Origin of the sequence: Streptomyces hyaluromycini, from assembly GCF_002217755.1 — a bacterium.
Taxonomy (GTDB): Bacteria; Actinomycetota; Actinomycetes; order Streptomycetales; family Streptomycetaceae; genus Streptomyces; species Streptomyces hyaluromycini.
Genome location: NZ_BCFL01000033.1, coordinates 65,667 through 81,722 on the forward strand (window position 1 = coordinate 65,667; position 16,056 = coordinate 81,722).

10 protein-coding genes and 1 other RNA gene are annotated in these 16,056 nt (G+C 72.3%); 7 read left to right on the top strand and 4 right to left on the bottom strand.

What is annotated here, in order from left to right:
- Positions 1-31: 31 nt before the first annotated feature.
- The 3 genes from ssrA (at position 32) to SSP29_RS44030 (ending at position 5,954) form a co-directional block, all read left to right on the top strand.
- Positions 32-431: a transfer-messenger RNA gene (gene ssrA, locus SSP29_RS44020) on the top strand.
- Positions 432-765: 334 nt separating this feature from the next.
- A complete protein-coding gene (locus tag SSP29_RS44025) occupies positions 766-5,214 on the top strand; it encodes a ricin-type beta-trefoil lectin domain protein (protein ID WP_089106599.1) in 4,449 nt (1,482 codons plus the stop codon).
- Positions 5,211-5,954 carry an immunity protein CdiI family protein gene (locus SSP29_RS44030; protein ID WP_089106600.1) on the top strand — a complete coding sequence of 248 codons (744 nt, stop codon included), beginning with the start codon at positions 5,211-5,213 and terminating at the stop codon, positions 5,952-5,954. The genes SSP29_RS44025 and SSP29_RS44030 overlap by 4 nt, the downstream gene beginning before the upstream one ends.
- 116 nt (positions 5,955-6,070) lie before the next feature.
- On the opposite strand, the gene SSP29_RS44035 is transcribed toward SSP29_RS44030, so the two are convergent.
- Together SSP29_RS44035 and SSP29_RS44040 are read right to left on the bottom strand one after the other, a co-directional pair.
- Positions 6,071-7,429 (bottom strand): MFS transporter, encoded by a 1,359-nt coding sequence (locus tag SSP29_RS44035; RefSeq protein ID WP_150136106.1) that lies wholly within the window; start codon positions 7,427-7,429, stop codon positions 6,071-6,073.
- A 97-nt stretch (positions 7,430-7,526) separates the two neighbouring features.
- Positions 7,527-8,735: a hypothetical protein gene (locus tag SSP29_RS44040; protein WP_089106602.1), complete on the bottom strand. Its 1,209-nt coding sequence runs from the start codon at positions 8,733-8,735 to the stop codon at positions 7,527-7,529.
- A 266-nt stretch (positions 8,736-9,001) separates the two neighbouring features.
- Between SSP29_RS44040 and SSP29_RS44045 the strand changes: the two genes are divergently transcribed.
- The 4 genes from SSP29_RS44045 to SSP29_RS44060 all read left to right on the top strand — a co-directional run bounded on the left by SSP29_RS44045 (position 9,002) and on the right by SSP29_RS44060 (position 14,556).
- On the top strand, positions 9,002-9,976 hold the full coding sequence (locus tag SSP29_RS44045; RefSeq protein ID WP_089106603.1) for a LysR family transcriptional regulator: 975 nt from the start codon (positions 9,002-9,004) through the stop codon (positions 9,974-9,976).
- 226 nt (positions 9,977-10,202) lie between these two features.
- Positions 10,203-11,195 (top strand): hypothetical protein, encoded by a 993-nt coding sequence (locus tag SSP29_RS52675; protein ID WP_089106604.1) that lies wholly within the window; start codon positions 10,203-10,205, stop codon positions 11,193-11,195.
- Positions 11,195-13,357, top strand: a complete 2,163-nt coding sequence (locus SSP29_RS44055; RefSeq protein ID WP_089106605.1) for a bifunctional polysaccharide deacetylase/glycosyltransferase family 2 protein — start codon at positions 11,195-11,197, stop codon at positions 13,355-13,357. The genes SSP29_RS52675 and SSP29_RS44055 overlap by 1 nt, the downstream gene beginning before the upstream one ends.
- Positions 13,354-14,556 carry an acyltransferase family protein gene (locus tag SSP29_RS44060; RefSeq protein ID WP_089106606.1) on the top strand — a complete coding sequence of 401 codons (1,203 nt, stop codon included), beginning with the start codon at positions 13,354-13,356 and terminating at the stop codon, positions 14,554-14,556. Before SSP29_RS44055 ends, SSP29_RS44060 begins: the two co-directional genes overlap by 4 nt.
- A 60-nt stretch (positions 14,557-14,616) precedes the next feature.
- On the opposite strand, the gene SSP29_RS60585 is transcribed toward SSP29_RS44060, so the two are convergent.
- Entirely contained in the window at positions 14,617-15,429 is an 813-nt protein-coding gene (locus SSP29_RS60585) for a hypothetical protein (protein WP_150136107.1), read from the bottom strand.
- Positions 15,426-15,998: a HEAT repeat domain-containing protein gene (locus SSP29_RS44070; protein ID WP_145969027.1), complete on the bottom strand. Its 573-nt coding sequence runs from the start codon at positions 15,996-15,998 to the stop codon at positions 15,426-15,428. Before SSP29_RS44070 ends, SSP29_RS60585 begins: the two co-directional genes overlap by 4 nt.
- Positions 15,999-16,056: the final 58 nt, after the last annotated feature.

A 16,056-nucleotide genomic window follows, 5' to 3' on the forward strand; every position in this document is an offset into this window, starting at 1 on the left:
GAAGCCGGTGTGAAGATTGAAAAATCAACATGGGGATGATCGGTTTCGACAGCGGATGTCGAGGCAGGGGAAGCGTGTCGAGAAAGCGGCCATGATCTCGTAAACCACAGGCCGAAAACAATAATCGCCACTTCCAAGCGCGATTCCTCCCAGCAGGCCTTCGCCCTCGCTGCCTGATCTCAGGTAGCGACAGCGAGCCTCCTATACGGGAGTGTCAGCCCGGGGCTGTTCCCGACCCGGATCCTGGCATCAGCTAGGGGACTAAACCTTGATCCCGGTCACGGGGTGAAGAGGGAAATCTAACAGTGACTGGGCCCGTCGGCGACTTGTTCGCGTGATTGCCGGGGCCGAGAAAAGCACAGCGAACTGCACACGGAGAAGCCCTGGTTCCGCACCGTTGGACGCGGGTTCGATTCCCGCCATCTCCACAGTCTCCATGTTGCGAGGGCCCGGTGGTCACAGACCACCGGGCCCTCGTCGTGTTCGCGGGGCCGCCGGGCGACCATGTGAAGATTGATCTCGGCCGGTCAAAAACTCTTCACAGACATCGCACAAGTTTACTAAAGTGCGGTGCGCGCGCTGGGCTGAGCCGACCACTCCGCCGCCGCGCACGACCATCAGCGGCCGGGGGAACAGCGTCGCCATGGGGAGGGGCGCGCAGGCCTGACCGCTGCCACGGCACACGTCACCTCTTCGAGCCGGGCCCCCGTCTGCCTTCCGCACGACGAACGGGGTGTCCCTTTGCGTTCCAGACCCGGGCTTGTCATGCCCCTTGCACGAAAAGCCGGCCGTCTCCAGCGGCTTGTCCCCTCCGTACTCGCGCTCGCCGTGCTCGCCACGGTCGCCAGCCGGCCGGACCTGCCCCACGACCGGGCCGCCGACCTCAGCCCGGTGGCCGACAGCTACGACGGCTTCGACGCCAAGGCCGCCGAGCAGCTCCGCCAGGACCAGTGCCTGATGGCCGAGGTGCTGCGCACGGGCGGCGCGGCCATGTTCAGCACCGCGCAGGACGGCCTCGACCAGACCCCGGACAAGCTGCACACCGCGGCGAACCGCGAGTACTGGAACACCACCGCGCTGTCGACGGCGTACGACAAGGACAAGGACACCGCCGACAAGGCGGGCGACGCCCTCGACGCGTACATCGACGTGTGGAAGAAGCCGCTCGACGGCCTGAGCACCCCGGACGGATTCACCGAGACCGGATTCCACTGGCCGCCCGGGACCACCGGCACGGGCCCGAGCTTCTTCGCGCAGACCGGGCTGAGCCAGTGGATCACGGCCCAGTTCTGGAAGGCGGAGGACGACTTCTACAAGGATCCGACCCCGAAGGCCGACGACGCCACGGTGAAGGCGGTCAAGGACCTCGGCACCCCGCTCTACGGCGGTGACCCGGACCCCTCGCTCCCCGGCCCGCAGTGGCAGCAGGCGTATGCCGAACACCAGGCGTGGGACGCCCTGGTGAACTGGTCCCCGCAGCCGACGGGTGCGGACGACGCCCGCGTCTTCCTGTCCTCCGGCGGTTTCCCGCGCACCGCGCCCGAGCCGGGCAGCGTCGAGTACCGCATCGCCGTGGAGGACCTGAAGACCCGGTTCGCCTCCTGCGACTGGCGTACGCCGGTCGACCCGGACAAGGTCCTCGGCAAGGAGGTCGCGGACGCGTCCGCCGAGTGGCAGCGGGAGATCGCCGCCCAGGCCGCCCGACGCGACCAGATCCTCAACGCGAACCGCGACGCCACCAAGGCCCTCGCCACCGGCTCCAAGGCGCTGGGCGAACTGCTGGGCCAGTCGTGGATCGCCGACCGCCTCGCCCGCTGGCAGGACTACTGGTCCGCGGGCGGCCCCGGCTGGATCGGCGACAGCCCGATGATCGTGCACGCGCACGGGGCCGCCGACAAGTGCCTCGAAGTGGGCGGCGGCAAGAAGGACAACGGCACGCCGGTGCAGATCTACACCTGCAACGGCTCGGTCGGGCAGAAGTGGGCGATCGGCGGCGACGGGGCGCTGGTCAACGTCAACTCCGGCAAGTGCCTGGAGGTGAAGGGCGGCGGCACGGCGAACGGGACCGCGGTCCAGATCTCGACCTGCAACGCCAAGAGCGCGGCCCAGAAGTGGGAGTACGACACCCACGCGACCGGCCGCCTGTACAACCAGGGCACCGGAAACTGCCTGGACCTCGCGACCTACGACAACGGCCGGGACGCCCGGATGTGGGACTGCAAGGGCACCGACCCGCAGAAGTTCGACATCGCACCGTCCGGTCACAACGGCACCGACGACCTGGACTATCCGACCAAGGCCCAGTTCGACAAGGCGAAGAAGGGCGTCACCGACGCCCAGACCGCGGCCAAGACCCAGCTGGACCTGCTCAAGGCGCAGGCGGCCGCGGCGAAGAAGTCCGCCACCGACACGGACACCGCCACGCAGGCCGCCTACGCCATCGCCGACCAGGCGGGCGCCCCACGCGGCCGAGGTCTCCTCGTCGGCCGGCAGAAGGCCCAGGTCACCAAGGCGTCGGCCGCCGCGCTCGACGCGCTCGCCAAGGCCGGTGACACCGCCTACGCGGCGACCAAGGCGTCCGCCGGGGACAGCGCGACCATCGCCGCCCGCGCGGTGACGCAGGCGGCGCAGTCGAAGGCCGCGTTCCGTACGGCCGCCGCCCAGGAGGCCGACGCGCAGGCGAAGGCCGCCGCCGACGCCGCCGCCGTACAGGCGCAGAACGCCAAGGCCGCGCGCGACACGGCGAAGGCGAAGCTCGGCGAGACCCGGCAGGCGGAGGCCGACGCGAAGGCGGCCGCCGCCACCGCGCACGCCAAGCGGCTCGACGCGGAGGCGGAGGAGGCGACGGCCAAGGCGGAGAAGGCGACCGCCGCACAGAAGCAGGCCGAGGCCGCGCAGCACAAGGCGAACGCCGAGGGGTACGCGAGGACCGCCGCCGACGCCAAGGGCCGGGCGGAGACCGCCGAGTCCACCGCCCGCACCAAGCGCCAGGACGCGGAGGCCGCGCGGGATCTGGCCAAGGGCAAGTCGGACGACGCGTGGGACGCGCAGAGCAAGGCGAACGCGGCCCGCGCGAAGGCCGACGCCAAGGACGCCTACGCCGACGCGCACGACTCGGACGACGCCGCGACCGACTCCCGGGCGGCGGCGAACGAGGCGGACCAGGCGGCCGACGACGCGGAGGCGGCGGCGGGTTCCGCCCGCACCGAGGCCGACGCGGCGAGCCAGGCCGCGGCCGACGCCGACGCCGCGGCGACGCGTGCCGAGGCGGCGGCGAAGCGGGCCCGTTCCGACGCGGACGACGCCCAGGCGGCCAAGCTGAAGGCGGACGCGGCGGTGCGCACGGCCACCAGCGCGGCGGCGGACGCCATCAAGGCCTCCCAGGACTCGGCCGCCGCGGCCCGTACCGCGGTCAAGCTGGCCGACGAGGCCGAGCAGCACGCGGCCGACTCGAAGAAGCAGGCCGACGCGGCCAAGGCCGAGGCCGCCAAGGCGGTCGCGGGCGCGGCCGACGCGGCCGGTCACGCGTACACGACCGCACAGGCGGCCGAGGACGCCGGAGCCTCCGCGCAGCAGGTCGCCGCGCCGGCCAACGACGCGATCCAGCTCGGTTCGCCGTACATGGACAGCGACTCCGCGGCCGGTCTCGCCGTCCTGACGGGCCAGTCGTCGAAGACGATCGCCGAGCAGCAGCAGGCCGTCGCCGAGGCGCACGCCGCCAACGCGCAGAAGAACGCCGAGCAGGCGCAGAGCCTCGCGAACGCGGCGACCGGCGACGCGAAGGCCGCGTACACGATCGCCGCCGAGGCGGCCGGTCACGCGGCGGACGCCCGCAAGTCGTCGAAGGAGGCGCTGGGTTACGCCTCCGAGGCGGCGCAGTACGCGGCGGACGCGCAGAAGTCACTGGCGCGCACCATCGAGTACGACCAGCAGGCCACCGCGGACGCGGCAGCCGCCGACCGGGCGGCCGGCAACGCCGAGGGCTATGCCAAGGACGCCCGGGACTCCGCCGACCAGGCGGCCCTGGACGCGGACGCGGCCCGTACGGCGGCCGCCGAGGCCGAGCAGTCGGCGAAGGACGCCCGCGCGGCGGCCGACCGCGCCGACGCCGAGGCCACCGCGGCCGAGGAGGCGGCGAAGGACGCCCAGCGGTACGCCGAGTCGGCGCAGCAGGCGGCCGACGAGGCCGAGCGGAAGGAGGCCAACCAGACGGTCTCGACCGGCTCCGGAACCGGAATCGACGGTGTCTTCTACGTCATCGAGAAGGTGACCGAGGCGGCACCGGGCAAGCAGCTCAACCAGTGCGACTACGTACCCCAGGGCTGCACGGTCACGTACGAGCTGCACCTCAACGTCACGGCCAGCTACTACTACTGCGCCGACCCCGACGTCCCCGCCACCGAGGCCGGCTGCCCGAAGGCGGACTGGATCTTCCTCAAGACGGTGACGCTCAAGGACCAGAAGAACGAGTGGACACACCACTTCAGCTTCGGTGACATCACCCGCATCGGCTGGCAGAACCTCTTCGGGGACAAGGCCGGCGCGGTCCTGTACGAGATCGTGCTGGGCGACGTCGCCAGGTGCTACCACGGCGACAAGTCCAGCTGCGCCTGGGCCGCCGCGATGGCCGTCCCGCCCTCGATGGCCGAGAAGCTCGCCGAGGGCGTCAAGCTCGCCGCCCGGGTCGAGGAGGCCATCAAGACCGGCGAGAAGGCCGCGGAGGTCCTCGCGGATCTCAAGAAGATCTACGGTGAGTCGGGTGCCGCCCAGGCGCTCGCCGACGCCTCCAGCGAGGCGGGACTCGCGCTGCGGATCGCGAAGGGCGTGGCGGAACGGGCCAAGATCGCCCGGGGCACCCTCGACCCCAAGCTGCTGGACCGGCTCGACAAGGCGGGTGTGAAGTACAAGAAGGCGGAAACGATCTGGGTGATCGAGTACGCCAAGCCCGGGGTGAACCTCGCCTGGCTGGAGAAGGGCAACGTCAACTCGGGCCTGACCCACATCATCTTCCGGCACGCCGGAGAGTTCGCCGCCGCAGGGGTCCGGATCGAGGACATCCCGGCGCTGGTCAGCAAGGCCCTGACCGAGGGCACGAGGGTCGGCACCCAGGGGGCCGGCCGGCCGATCTTCGAGGTCGTCTTCAACGGCAGGACCCAGCGGGTGGCCATTAGCGTGGGCGACAACGGATACGTGATCGGAGCGAACATCGCATGACGTCCGAAGAACCACGGAGCCTGCTCGTGCAGGCGCGGGGCGAGCCGTCTCCGCTGTACGAGCCGGAGGATCCGACGGCCCACGACGACCTCGGCGCCTTCACCCGCGCGGTCCCGCTGGACGACGACCGGCTGGCCCTCCCGGCGGACCTGGCGGACGAGCTGCGCTCCTGGTCGCTGTCCCGCCCGCCGGAGGGTTTCGGCTCCCGCCCCGCTCTGCGCAAGCACGTCGCGCGGGGGCTGGCGACCGCCCAGCGCCTGGCCAGGCGGCTCGGGCCGGCGTGGTCGGTGCGCTACTGGGACGAGCGGCACCGGACGGCGAAGTGGCTGTGCTGGGGCTGCGACCGCCTGCACTGGGAGCGCGACGAACACGGCACCCCGCCGCATCCGCTCGACCTCACGGTCGAGGGCGAGTACCAGTACGGTCCGCTGCGCTCCGACGGCTTCGGGGACTTCTTCCCCGACGACCCCGCCGCCGGACTGGCCCTGTCCGACGACCTCGTCGCCGATCTGTACACCTGGGCGAAGGCCATCGACACCACCCTGAACCTGTATCTGCGGGACCGGGACGAGGCCAAGTACGAGGACGAGTGGCAGCGGCTGTTCCACGAGGGCGCGGAACTGACGAAACGGGTCGCCCACGAGTCCGGCCCCGCCCGAAGAGTGACCTACAAGGGTGTGGCACACGGCGGCCTGAGCACACTGACGTCGATCACCTGGCAAGGGGACCGGCAGGTGTAGGCGCGAGCCGAACCCCGGCCGGCGGAGCGGAGGAAAGGTTCACGGACCTCCGCTCCACCGGCCCTTGTCGTCGGCGGGGAAGTGCTTGAGGCGACCGAGCCCCCCGTCGCACACGCTCACCCGGCACCCGGACGGTGCCCGGCACGCCGGCCGGGATGCCCTGCTCGCGCGTTGCGCAGCAACGTACCGACCGTGTTGACCAGCAGGGCCGCGCCGGCCGCGGCGACCGGGGCGGTGTAGGCGGCCGTCGGGGAGAGGTGCTCGGCCGCCCAGCCGCCGAGCGCGGAGCCGCAGGCGATGCCGGTCAGCAGGGCGGTGACGACCAGGCTCATCCCCTCGTTGAGACGGTCCGCGGGGGCGCGGTCCTGGACCAGGGTCATCGCGGTCACCATGGTCGGGGCGGTCGCCATGCCGGCCGCGAGCAGGGCGGGGGCGAGGGCCCACAGGGTGTCGAAGGCGCGGGCCGCGAACAGCGGGAGGGACATCAGCGCCGCCATCGACAACAGGCAGACGGGGAGCCTGCGTTCGGCCGGTCCGGTCGGTCTGAGCGCCCCGTACAGCAGGCCCGCGGCGCAGGAACCGGCGGCCTGGAGGGCGAGCACGGCTCCGGCCGCCGAGCGGTGGCCCTGGGCGTCGGCGTAGGCGATGGTGACGACCTCCATCGAGCCGAACACCGCGCCGGTCGCGACGAAGCAGGCCAGCAGGGGGCCGATGCGCAGCGGTGTACGTGCGCTGCCCGTCCCGGCCCGGGGCGGCGGCTCGGTGGTCCGCTGGGCGGCGAACAGCAGTGCGCCGGTGAGCAGCAGGACCGCGCCGGCCAGGGTGCCGGCCTCCGGGAAGAACGTGCCGGTCAGGAAGGAGGCGAGGACCGGGCCGAGCATGAAGCACAGCTCGTCGGCGGCCTGTTCGAAGGAGTTCGCGGTGTGCAGGGCGCCCGGGTCGTCGCGCAGCAGGTGTGCCCAGCGGGCCCGGGACATGCCGCCGAGGTTGGGGGTGGTGGCGGTGGCCGCGTAGGCGGCGAACAGGGTCCAGTCCGGGGCGCCGTACCGGACACAGAGCAGCAGCGCGAGGCTGCCGAGTACGGCGCTGACGGTCGCGGGTACGGCGACCCGGGCCTGCCCGTACCGGTCGACGAGCCGCGCGATCCAGGGCCCGGCAAGACCGGTGGCGGCGAGGCCGGTCGCGGTGACGGCACCGGCGAGTGCGTACGAGCCGCGCGACCCGGCGATCATCACGACCGCGCTGACGCTGAACATGCCCATGGGGAGGCGGGCCAGCAGGTTCCCGGCGGTGAAGGCCCGGGTGCCGGGGCGGGCGAAGAGGCGGCGGTAGGGGCCGGGCGGCCGACGGCGGGAGCGGGGGGTGTCTTCGTGGTCGGAGCGGCGGTGGAAGCGGGGGCCGAAGTCGACGGTGACGAGGGAGTCGGCGGTGACGGTGTGCATGCCCGGTGCAGCGGGTTCGGTCGGTTGTGGCATGGACACCACCGTCGCCCCGGGCCGATCAAGAGGTCCAACACCTGCTCGGCGCCGATTCACGCACTGTTGTTGTGAGTCGGACTGGTGGTGAGTCGGGCTACTTCGGGCTGAAGGCGATCACCGGGGTGTAGTCGGATCCGGCGTTGAATTCGACCCGCTGGGTGCCGGTCGGCGAGCCGATCCTGCTCAGCGGCAGCGTCCAGGTCCGGGTCGGGCCGTCGACCGTCCGCTTCGGGCGGGTCGCCGTCTGGGTCCAGCTCCAGTCGGTCGACCGGCTCCGGTAGAGGCCGCCGTTCTCGATCATGTAGTCGGCGCCGAGGGCCGAGGGCGACGGATAGGGGAGCTGGTAACCGGTCGCGGTGTTGCCGTCGGTGTCGAAGAAGACGTGGTAGTAGGACTGCGAGGTGTGGAAGGTGACCTGGAAGGTGACCGTCCCGGACGACACGCAGACGGAGTAGTCGGTGAGGGCGCCCGAGCCCGCGGCGGAGGTGCAGGAGGAAGAGCCGTCGTCGCTGCCGCCCGACTTCACCTGGGTCCGGCCGCCGTCCGCCGCCGCGGCGGCAGCGACGGACGGCGCGGACGTCGGCTGGGCGGCGGAGCCGCCCTTGGCGGCTTTCGTGGCCGGCGACCCCGACGACGCGTGGGTGGCGTCCGCCGACGGTGACGGTGCCGTGGACGGCGAGGCGGACCTCGACATGGACGGTGGGGGCGGGCCGAGCAGGCTCGGCGTGCCGTCGTACGAGCCGCCGTCCCCCGCAGTGCCCGGCATGGCGCCGGACGCCGAGTCCGGCGACCGCGTGTCGTCGTCACCGGCGCGGCTGATGAGGAAGGCGCCGCAGATCAGCGCGGCCACGACCACGGACACCCCGGTCAGGAGCACTGCCCGGGGCAACCGGCGCCGGGTGGCGCCACCGGCCGGAGGGCGCGGAGCGGTTTCGGTCCCCGGTCCGGCGGCGGCTTCGGCCGCGCGGTCGCCCGTACGGCCCGGCGGCGTGCCGGTGGCCCTCCGGCTCCGCCCGCTCCCGTTCTCCGTACGCTCGCCGCCGACGCGCGCCGGGCCGGCAGCGACGGCCGCGTCCTGAGGGGCGGCCATGTCCTGAGGGACGGCCGTGTCCTGAGGGGTGGCCGTGCTCTCCGCCGCGAACGCGGCCGCCGCCGCGGACATGGGCGGTTCGGTGGGGCCGGTCTGCTGCCGGGAGGCGGAGTCGTCCTCGGGGCCGGGGCCGGGGCCGGGCGTGGTGCGGGAGGCGGACGCCGCGGCGATGGCCGACGGCCCCTTCGGCCGCCGGGGCAGTGGAGACTGCACTGTTGTCGCGTCCTTCCAGGAGAGCGGTGGCGAACGCGTCCGGCGGCGCCAGGGCGCCGATCGTACTGGCGACGGACCCGGGGCCAGGCCGCGTCGCGCTGTCTCGTTGTTGTCAACTTGCTTGAGGATTGCTCTAGTTGCCGTTTCCTGCCGTGTCGCCGGAAACAGTGCCTGATGGGGCACCGGAGATGTCCCTGCCGGCGCGTCGGTGACTGCCCGCCGGGGCATCGGCCGGGTGTCCGGTGCGGTACGGGTAAATTCGCCCGATGGCCGCCTCTCCCGCCCACATCGACCCCCGGCTCCTGCGTGTCTTCGTCGTCGTCGCCGAGGAACTGCACTTCACCCGAGCCGCCGCCCGGCTGTACGTCGCCCAGCAGGCACTCAGCCGTGATGTACGGCGGCTGGAGCGGGAGTTGGGCGCCGAGCTGTTCCTCCGCAGCACCCGGCAGGTCAGCCTCACCTCCGACGGCGCCCGGCTGCTGCCGTACGCCCGCCGGGTGCTGGCGGCCCAGGACGCCCTGCTCGCCGCGTTCGGGCAGGCCCGGCCGCTGCTGGTGGACCTCAACTCCCCGGGCCTGGAGACCGCCCGCCGCGTCCTGTACCGCGCCCGCGAACTCGCCCCCGACTGCGAGCTGATGGCCCGTTACGAGAGCGGGCTCACCGGAGCGGCGGCCGAACTCCTCGCGGGGCGGCTCGACGCGTCCTTCGGGCGGTTCGCGGGACTGGATCCGGCGCTGCGCTCCGGCCTCGAACAACAGCCCGTACGGTTCGAACCCATGGCCGTAATTCTCCCCTCCGGCCATCGGCTCGCGGCCCTGGACGCGGTGCCGCTGGCCGCGCTGGCGGGCGAGACGGTGTACGCCGGTGCCGGGAACGAACGCACCCTGGAATGGACTGACCTGGCCTTTCAGCTCTTCGAGGGGCGAGGCATCACGGTCGCGCCGCCCCTGCCGCTGGCCGTCGGGGAGGAGGAGTTCCAGCGAGTCATGGCCAAGGATCGGTATCCCATCCTCGCGGTAGTGGGATTTCCGGCCATACCTGGAAGCGTGTTGCGGCCCCTGGTCGATCCGGTCCCGTTGTCGCCCGTGTCGCTCGTGTGGCGAAAGGGGCTGGTCCATCCGGGAGTCGACGCGCTGCGGCGGGCGGCCGTCGAGATCGGGCGGGCGGAGGGGTGGCTTCAGTGGCCGGCCGACGGATGGATTCCGGCCAGTGATCAAGCGGTGATGGACGACCACAAATGACACATCGGGAACACGGGTCTTCCCTGTGCGCTAGCTTCATGGGCCCGAGCGCGGAGAGCTGGAAGGGGGCGTTCGGAGCGGGTGGGGACCCGTTCCGGTGACGTGTGCTCGGGTTCGTCAGTGCGCCCGGAACAATCCCGTGGGGGGATGTACGCGCGTGAAAAATTGGCGAGAAGAAACCCAACCCGAATTGCCGCAGGCGGCCCTGGAAGCCCGGGATGTACCGGTGACGGGGGACGACGGGGCGGAACCGGCCGCGGCGGACGCCGACGGCGGCGGAGCGGCGGGGGCCGGCGGCGCTGCCGGAGTCGCCGGGGCTGCCGGAGCCGCCGGGGCGACCGGGGGGACCGAGGTGTTGCCGACCGGGTCGTTACGGGATCCGTGGAGCGTCGTCGAGCCGCCGATCCCGGTGTTCGTACGCAACCCGGCCCCGCTGTTCGTACGCGACACGGCCGCGGACCTCGTCCACGACCCCGACGAGGTGACCGTCCAGAACGACGTCGGTGCCGTGCGCATACGGCCGACAGGGCCGACAGGGCCGATACCGCCGCCAGGACGGACATGGCCGATACGGTCCGGTGCCGCCGAGGCTTCCGGCGCTGCCGACGCCCTCGGCGCCCCCGCTCCCGCCTCCGCCGCCGCCCCCGCCCCTGTCTTCGTCGACGCGTCGGGGCGCCGTAGCCGCCGGTTCCGCCGGATCGGGATGGCCGTCGGCCTCGTCTGCGCGGTCTACGCGGTCGTCATCGTCGTCACCCTGCTGTCCGGGAGCTCCGACGCGCCCTGGCTGCCGGTGCCCGGCCAGAACGCCGACAGGCCGGCCGGCAAGGTCGACGACTCGCCGAGCCCCGCGCACTCGCCGCGGTCCTCGGACAACGGCGCCTCGGTGGCCGGCCCCGGCGTGACCGGCGGCACGCCCCCGTCGGCAGGGGCCTCCTCCCGGGCGCCCGGTCCCGGAAAGGGGACCGCCCGGCCGAGCGCGTCGGCGTCCGCGCGGCCGACGTCGTCCGCAGGGGTGACGGGCTCCTCGCCGAAGCCGGGGTCGTCGTCCGCGTCCGCCTCGCCGTCCGCGGTGACGCCCTCCTCGGACGCGCCGGCCTCTCCCGCCTCGTCGCCGCCCCCGGCCTCGCCCAGCGAGTCGGCCGCCCCGACCGGCGGCCCGGTCGCGGAGGGCGCGGCCCCGCGCATCGGCGTCGCCGCTTCTCCCGCCCCCGTCCTCTGATGGCCTCCCGCACCCGGCGCCGCGGGACCGCCGCCGACGCTTCCCGGCGCCGCCGTCTGCCCATGCGCCTGACGCTGCCCGTGCTCGTCCTCGCCGCCCTGATGGCGATGCTGATGCTGCGCGGCTACGTCCACAGCGAGATCCTCGCCGACCACCGCATCCGCCCCGAGGCCGCCTCCGACCGGGTCCCGGAGAAGATCCTGGACGGCGGCCCGGTCATCGACACCCGGGGCAGCCGTACGACGTCACTGCGCATCCCCGACCGCCACCTGGTCCTCACCTTCGACGACGGTCCCGACCCGACCTGGACCCCGAAGGTCCTGGACGTCCTGAAGAAGCACCACGCGCACGCCGTCTTCTTCGTCACCGGCACCATGACCTCCCGCTATCCGCAGCTGGTCCGGCGCATGGTGGCCGAGGGCCACGAGGTGGGCGTGCACACCTTCAGCCACCCCGACCTGTCGTACCAGTCGAAGAAGCGCATCGACTGGGAGCTGTCCCAGACCCAGCTGGCGATCACCGGCGCGGCCGGCATCCGTACCTCCCTCTTCCGCCCGCCGTACTCCTCCTTCGCCGACGCGATGGACAACCTCTCCTGGCCGGTGACCGAGTACATCGGCAGCCGCGGCTACATCACCGTCGTCAACGACACCGACAGCGAGGACTGGCGCAAGCCGGGCGTCGACCGGATCATCCGCAACGCCACCCCGGACGCCGGCAAGGGCGCGATCGTCCTGATGCACGACTCGGGCGGCGACCGCCACCAGACCGTCCAGGCCCTGGACAGGTTCCTGCCCCTTCTGCAGAAGCAGGGCTACACCTTCGACAACCTCACCGAGGCCCTCAACGCACCGAGCGCCCACACCCCGGTCACCGGCCCCGACCTCTGGCAGGGCAGGGCCTGGATCCTCCTGGTCCAGGCGGCGGACGGCATCACGGACGTGCTGGTGGCCGGCCTGGCGGTGATCGGCGCGTCGGTGCTGGCCCGGTTCGCCCTGATGCTCTGGCTGTCGTTCCTGCACACCCGCAGGGTCCGCCGCAAGGGCTTCCGCTGGGGCCGCCGCCCGGTGACCGAACCGGTGTCGGTGCTCGTCCCCGCCTACAACGAGGCCAAGTGCATAGAGAACACGGTCCGTTCACTGACCGCGAGCGAACATCCCGTCGAGATCCTCGTCGTCGACGACGGTTCGACGGACGGCACGGCACGGATCGTCGAGAACCTGGACCTGCCGGGCGTCCGGGTGATCCGCCAGCAGAACGCGGGCAAGCCCGCCGCCCTCAACCGAGGACTGCGCAACGCCCGTCACGACATCATCGTGATGATGGACGGCGACACGGTCTTCGAACCGGCCACGGTACGGGAGCTGGTCCAGCCCTTCGGCGACCCGGCCGTCGGCGCGGTCGCCGGCAACGCCAAGGTCGGCAACCGGGACTCGCTGATCGGCGCCTGGCAGCACATCGAGTACGTGATGGGCTTCAACCTGGACCGCCGGATGTACGACGTGCTGCGCTGCATGCCGACCATCCCCGGCGCGGTCGGCGCCTTCCGCCGTACCGCCCTCGAACAGGTCGGCGGCATGAGCGACGACACCCTCGCCGAGGACACCGACATCACGATGGCGATCCACCGCGACGGCTGGCGGGTGGTCTACGCGGAACGGGCCCGGGCCTGGACGGAGGCCCCGGAGTCGGTCTCCCAGCTCTGGTCCCAGCGCTACCGCTGGTCGTACGGCACGATGCAGGCGATCTGGAAACACCGGGGGGCGCTGCTGGACCGCGGCCCGTCCGGCCGCTTCGGCCGCGTGGGCCTCCCCCTGGTGTCCTTGTTCATGGTCGTGGCCCCGCTCCTGGCTCCCCTGATCGACGCGTTCCTCCTCTACGGCATCGTCTTCGGCCCGACGCAGAAGACGATCGGTGCCTGGCTGGGGGTCCTGGCGGTCCAGGCGGCCTGCGCCGCCTACGCCTTCCGCCTCGACCGCGAACGCATGACGCACCTCGTCTCGCTGCCGCTCCAGCAGATCCTCTACCGCCAGCTCATGTACGTCGTACTCCTCCAGTCCTGGATCACGGCGCTGACCGGCGGCCGCCTGCGCTGGCAGAAGCTGCGGCGGACGGGAGTGGTGGGGGCACCCGGCACGGCAGGGGAGAGGCCGGCGGCATGACGCAGGCAGAGGCGACCCCGGTCGCCACGGGCAAGCCCGGCACCGGCGGCGGCCGGGACCGCTACCTCGACCTCCTCCGCTCCCTGGCCCTGCTCCGCGTGGTGGTCTACCACCTCTTCGGCTGGCCGTGGCTCACCGTCCTCTTCCCCTCCATGGGCGTGATGTTCGCGCTGGCGGGCTCCCTGATGGCCCGCAGCCTGAACCGCCCGGCACCGAGCGTGATCCGCGCCCGGCTCCGCCGTCTCCTGCCTCCCCTCTGGCTGTTCAGCGCGGTCCTGCTGACGATGATGCTGACGGCGGGCTGGCACCCGTTGAAGGACCCTGACGTAGGCGGTGGCTGGTCCGGCTGGGCGAAGCTGATCGACTACTTCGTACCGATCGGCGCCCCGCCGTACCCCGAACACCTCGGTTCGGCGTCGGGCCTGCTGGACGACACCTGGGCGGAACAGGCGGCGGGCCCGCTCTGGTACCTCCGCGCGTACCTGTGGTTCGTCCTGCTGTCGCCGTTCCTCCTCCGGGCGTTCCGCAAGGCCCCGCTGCCGACGGTCCTGGCCCCGCCGGCGCTGACGGCTTTGCTGGCCACGGGATTGGTGAGGATCCCCGGCGAAACGGGCAACGCGGTCACGGACTTCGCGGTGTACGGCGGCTGCTGGATCCTGGGCTTCGCCCACCACGAGGGCGTACTGGCGCGGGTCCCCCGCTACGCGGCGGTCTCCCTCTCCTGCCTGGTGATGGCGCTGGGCCCGTGGTGGGCGTCGGGCCACCAGGGCCCCGACGGCTGGGACCTGAACGACATCCCGTTGGCGCAGGCGTGCTGGTCGTTCGGGGCGGTCGTGCTGTTGCTCCAGTACTCCCCGTCCTGGCGGGAGTTGCCGAGCGGCCTGCGCCGCTGGGACAAACTGATCACCCTCTCCAACAACCGCGCGGTGACCATCTACCTCTGGCACAACATGCTGATCATGGCAACGGTCCCGATCATCGACCAGGCGTACAACCTGCCGTTCCTGGAGTCGGACCGGGCGGCGGGGCTCCTCGACTCCACCTACGGCTTCTGGATGTTCGTGGTGGTCTGGCCGCTGATCGCGGTGGCGGTGGTGGCGTTCGGGTGGGTGGAGGACGTGGCGGCGGGGAGGAGGGCGCGGGTGTGGCCGAACGGACCGGGGAGGCGACGGGGGGTGTCGCGCCGCCGGGCGCCCTAGCGGTCGATGACCGTACCGTCGGGGATGGCTCGGTCGAGCCGGCCTTCCCCCTCTGTGAGGTCAGGGCGTGGTGAGGCCGTCCGAGAAGGGGGCGGTGTCGTGTCCCCACTGGAATGTGTAGCCCCCCTCACCGGCGTCGAAGGCCACCCGCAGTCCGCGGTCCGGCAGACCGAACTGCTGCCTGAGCCAGCCGTCCATGGCCAGGGCCGCGACTTCCGGCCGGTAGCGGGCGAGCGGGTACGTGAACGACGTGACCCTGACGGTCAGGCCCCCGGGGCGCAGCGACAGCAGGGCGGCCGCGTGTGCGGCCAGGCCGTGGGCCAGCCAGTGGACGTCCCGCCAGTGCGCTCCCGCGGGCGGGATCAGGCGCACCTGCCGGCCGATCTGCAGGAAGAAGCCGTCCTCCGTGCCTGGGGACATGCACCCCGCCGTCAGATCGGCGGCGAGCCCGCCGAGCGGGCTGCGGAAGCGGTACGCGAAGGTGCTGGTCTCCGTCGCACGTCCGTCTCCGGGTACGGCAGCCGCGAGGAGTTGCCGTAGACGCTTCACCTCTTTCACGAGCCGAGGCACGGCCTCCCGCGCCATAGCGATGAAGGCCGCGTTCTCGTCCCAGCGTTCGTCTGCGCAGTCCACGTAGCGTGGTTCCTGCACCAGGGTCGCCGCGATCAGCTCCCCGTGGTCGAAGTCGGGCCACCGCTCATGGCGTCCGGTGTCCGCCACCGTGCTGACGGCGCGCAGGTTCATGGCATAGCTGTCGTCCAGGTCCCTGACGAACCAGGGCCCGGGCGTGGCCATGGCGCACATCTCCTCGATCTCGTCGAGACCGGGTTCCGGTTCGCCGCCCTCCCCAGCCGGCGGATGCTCTTCGCTCACGATCCGCCCAGCATCCGGTCCTCGTCGAAGCCCAGCTCGTCCTCGATACCCAGTTCCTCCGCGGCGTGCCAGCGCAGGGGGTCGGGCCAGGCTGCGGGATCTCCGGTGGCGATGCCGCGCAGGAAGCGGACGGCTTCGGGGGTGCCGATCTCACCCAGCGCCTGTAGGGCCTTGACGCAGAAGGCGAAGTAAGGGCCGTCCGTCGACTTCCGTTCCCGCACCAGCGTGGCGACCGGCTCGACTCCCTCCGGGGCCCGCAGCTCTCCGAGCAGGTCGACCAGATCCTCGGTGTTCACGCCCGCGGGCCGCGTGGCCAGCACCGTCGCCAGGATCGGCCCGAGCCCTTCGGGGTGGACGTGCAGCGCCAGCACCGCGAGCCGTTCGAAGCGCCGCCAGTCCCCCTCGGCGGACGTGATCCGCAGCCAGTCGAGGACACGCTGCCGCGCCGCAGGCACCGCGACGGCGGACTCCTCGGCCCGCTCGGCGCCCACGTATCCGCCGGTGACGAGGGAGTCCACGCGCTCCAGGAGAGCGCGGTCGGCCACCGGCCCAGCCGATTCAGCAGACATGTGTGTCGTTCCACCTTCCGCGGTTGTGGCCGAACAGGGCACGACGGAAGGCCGGCGG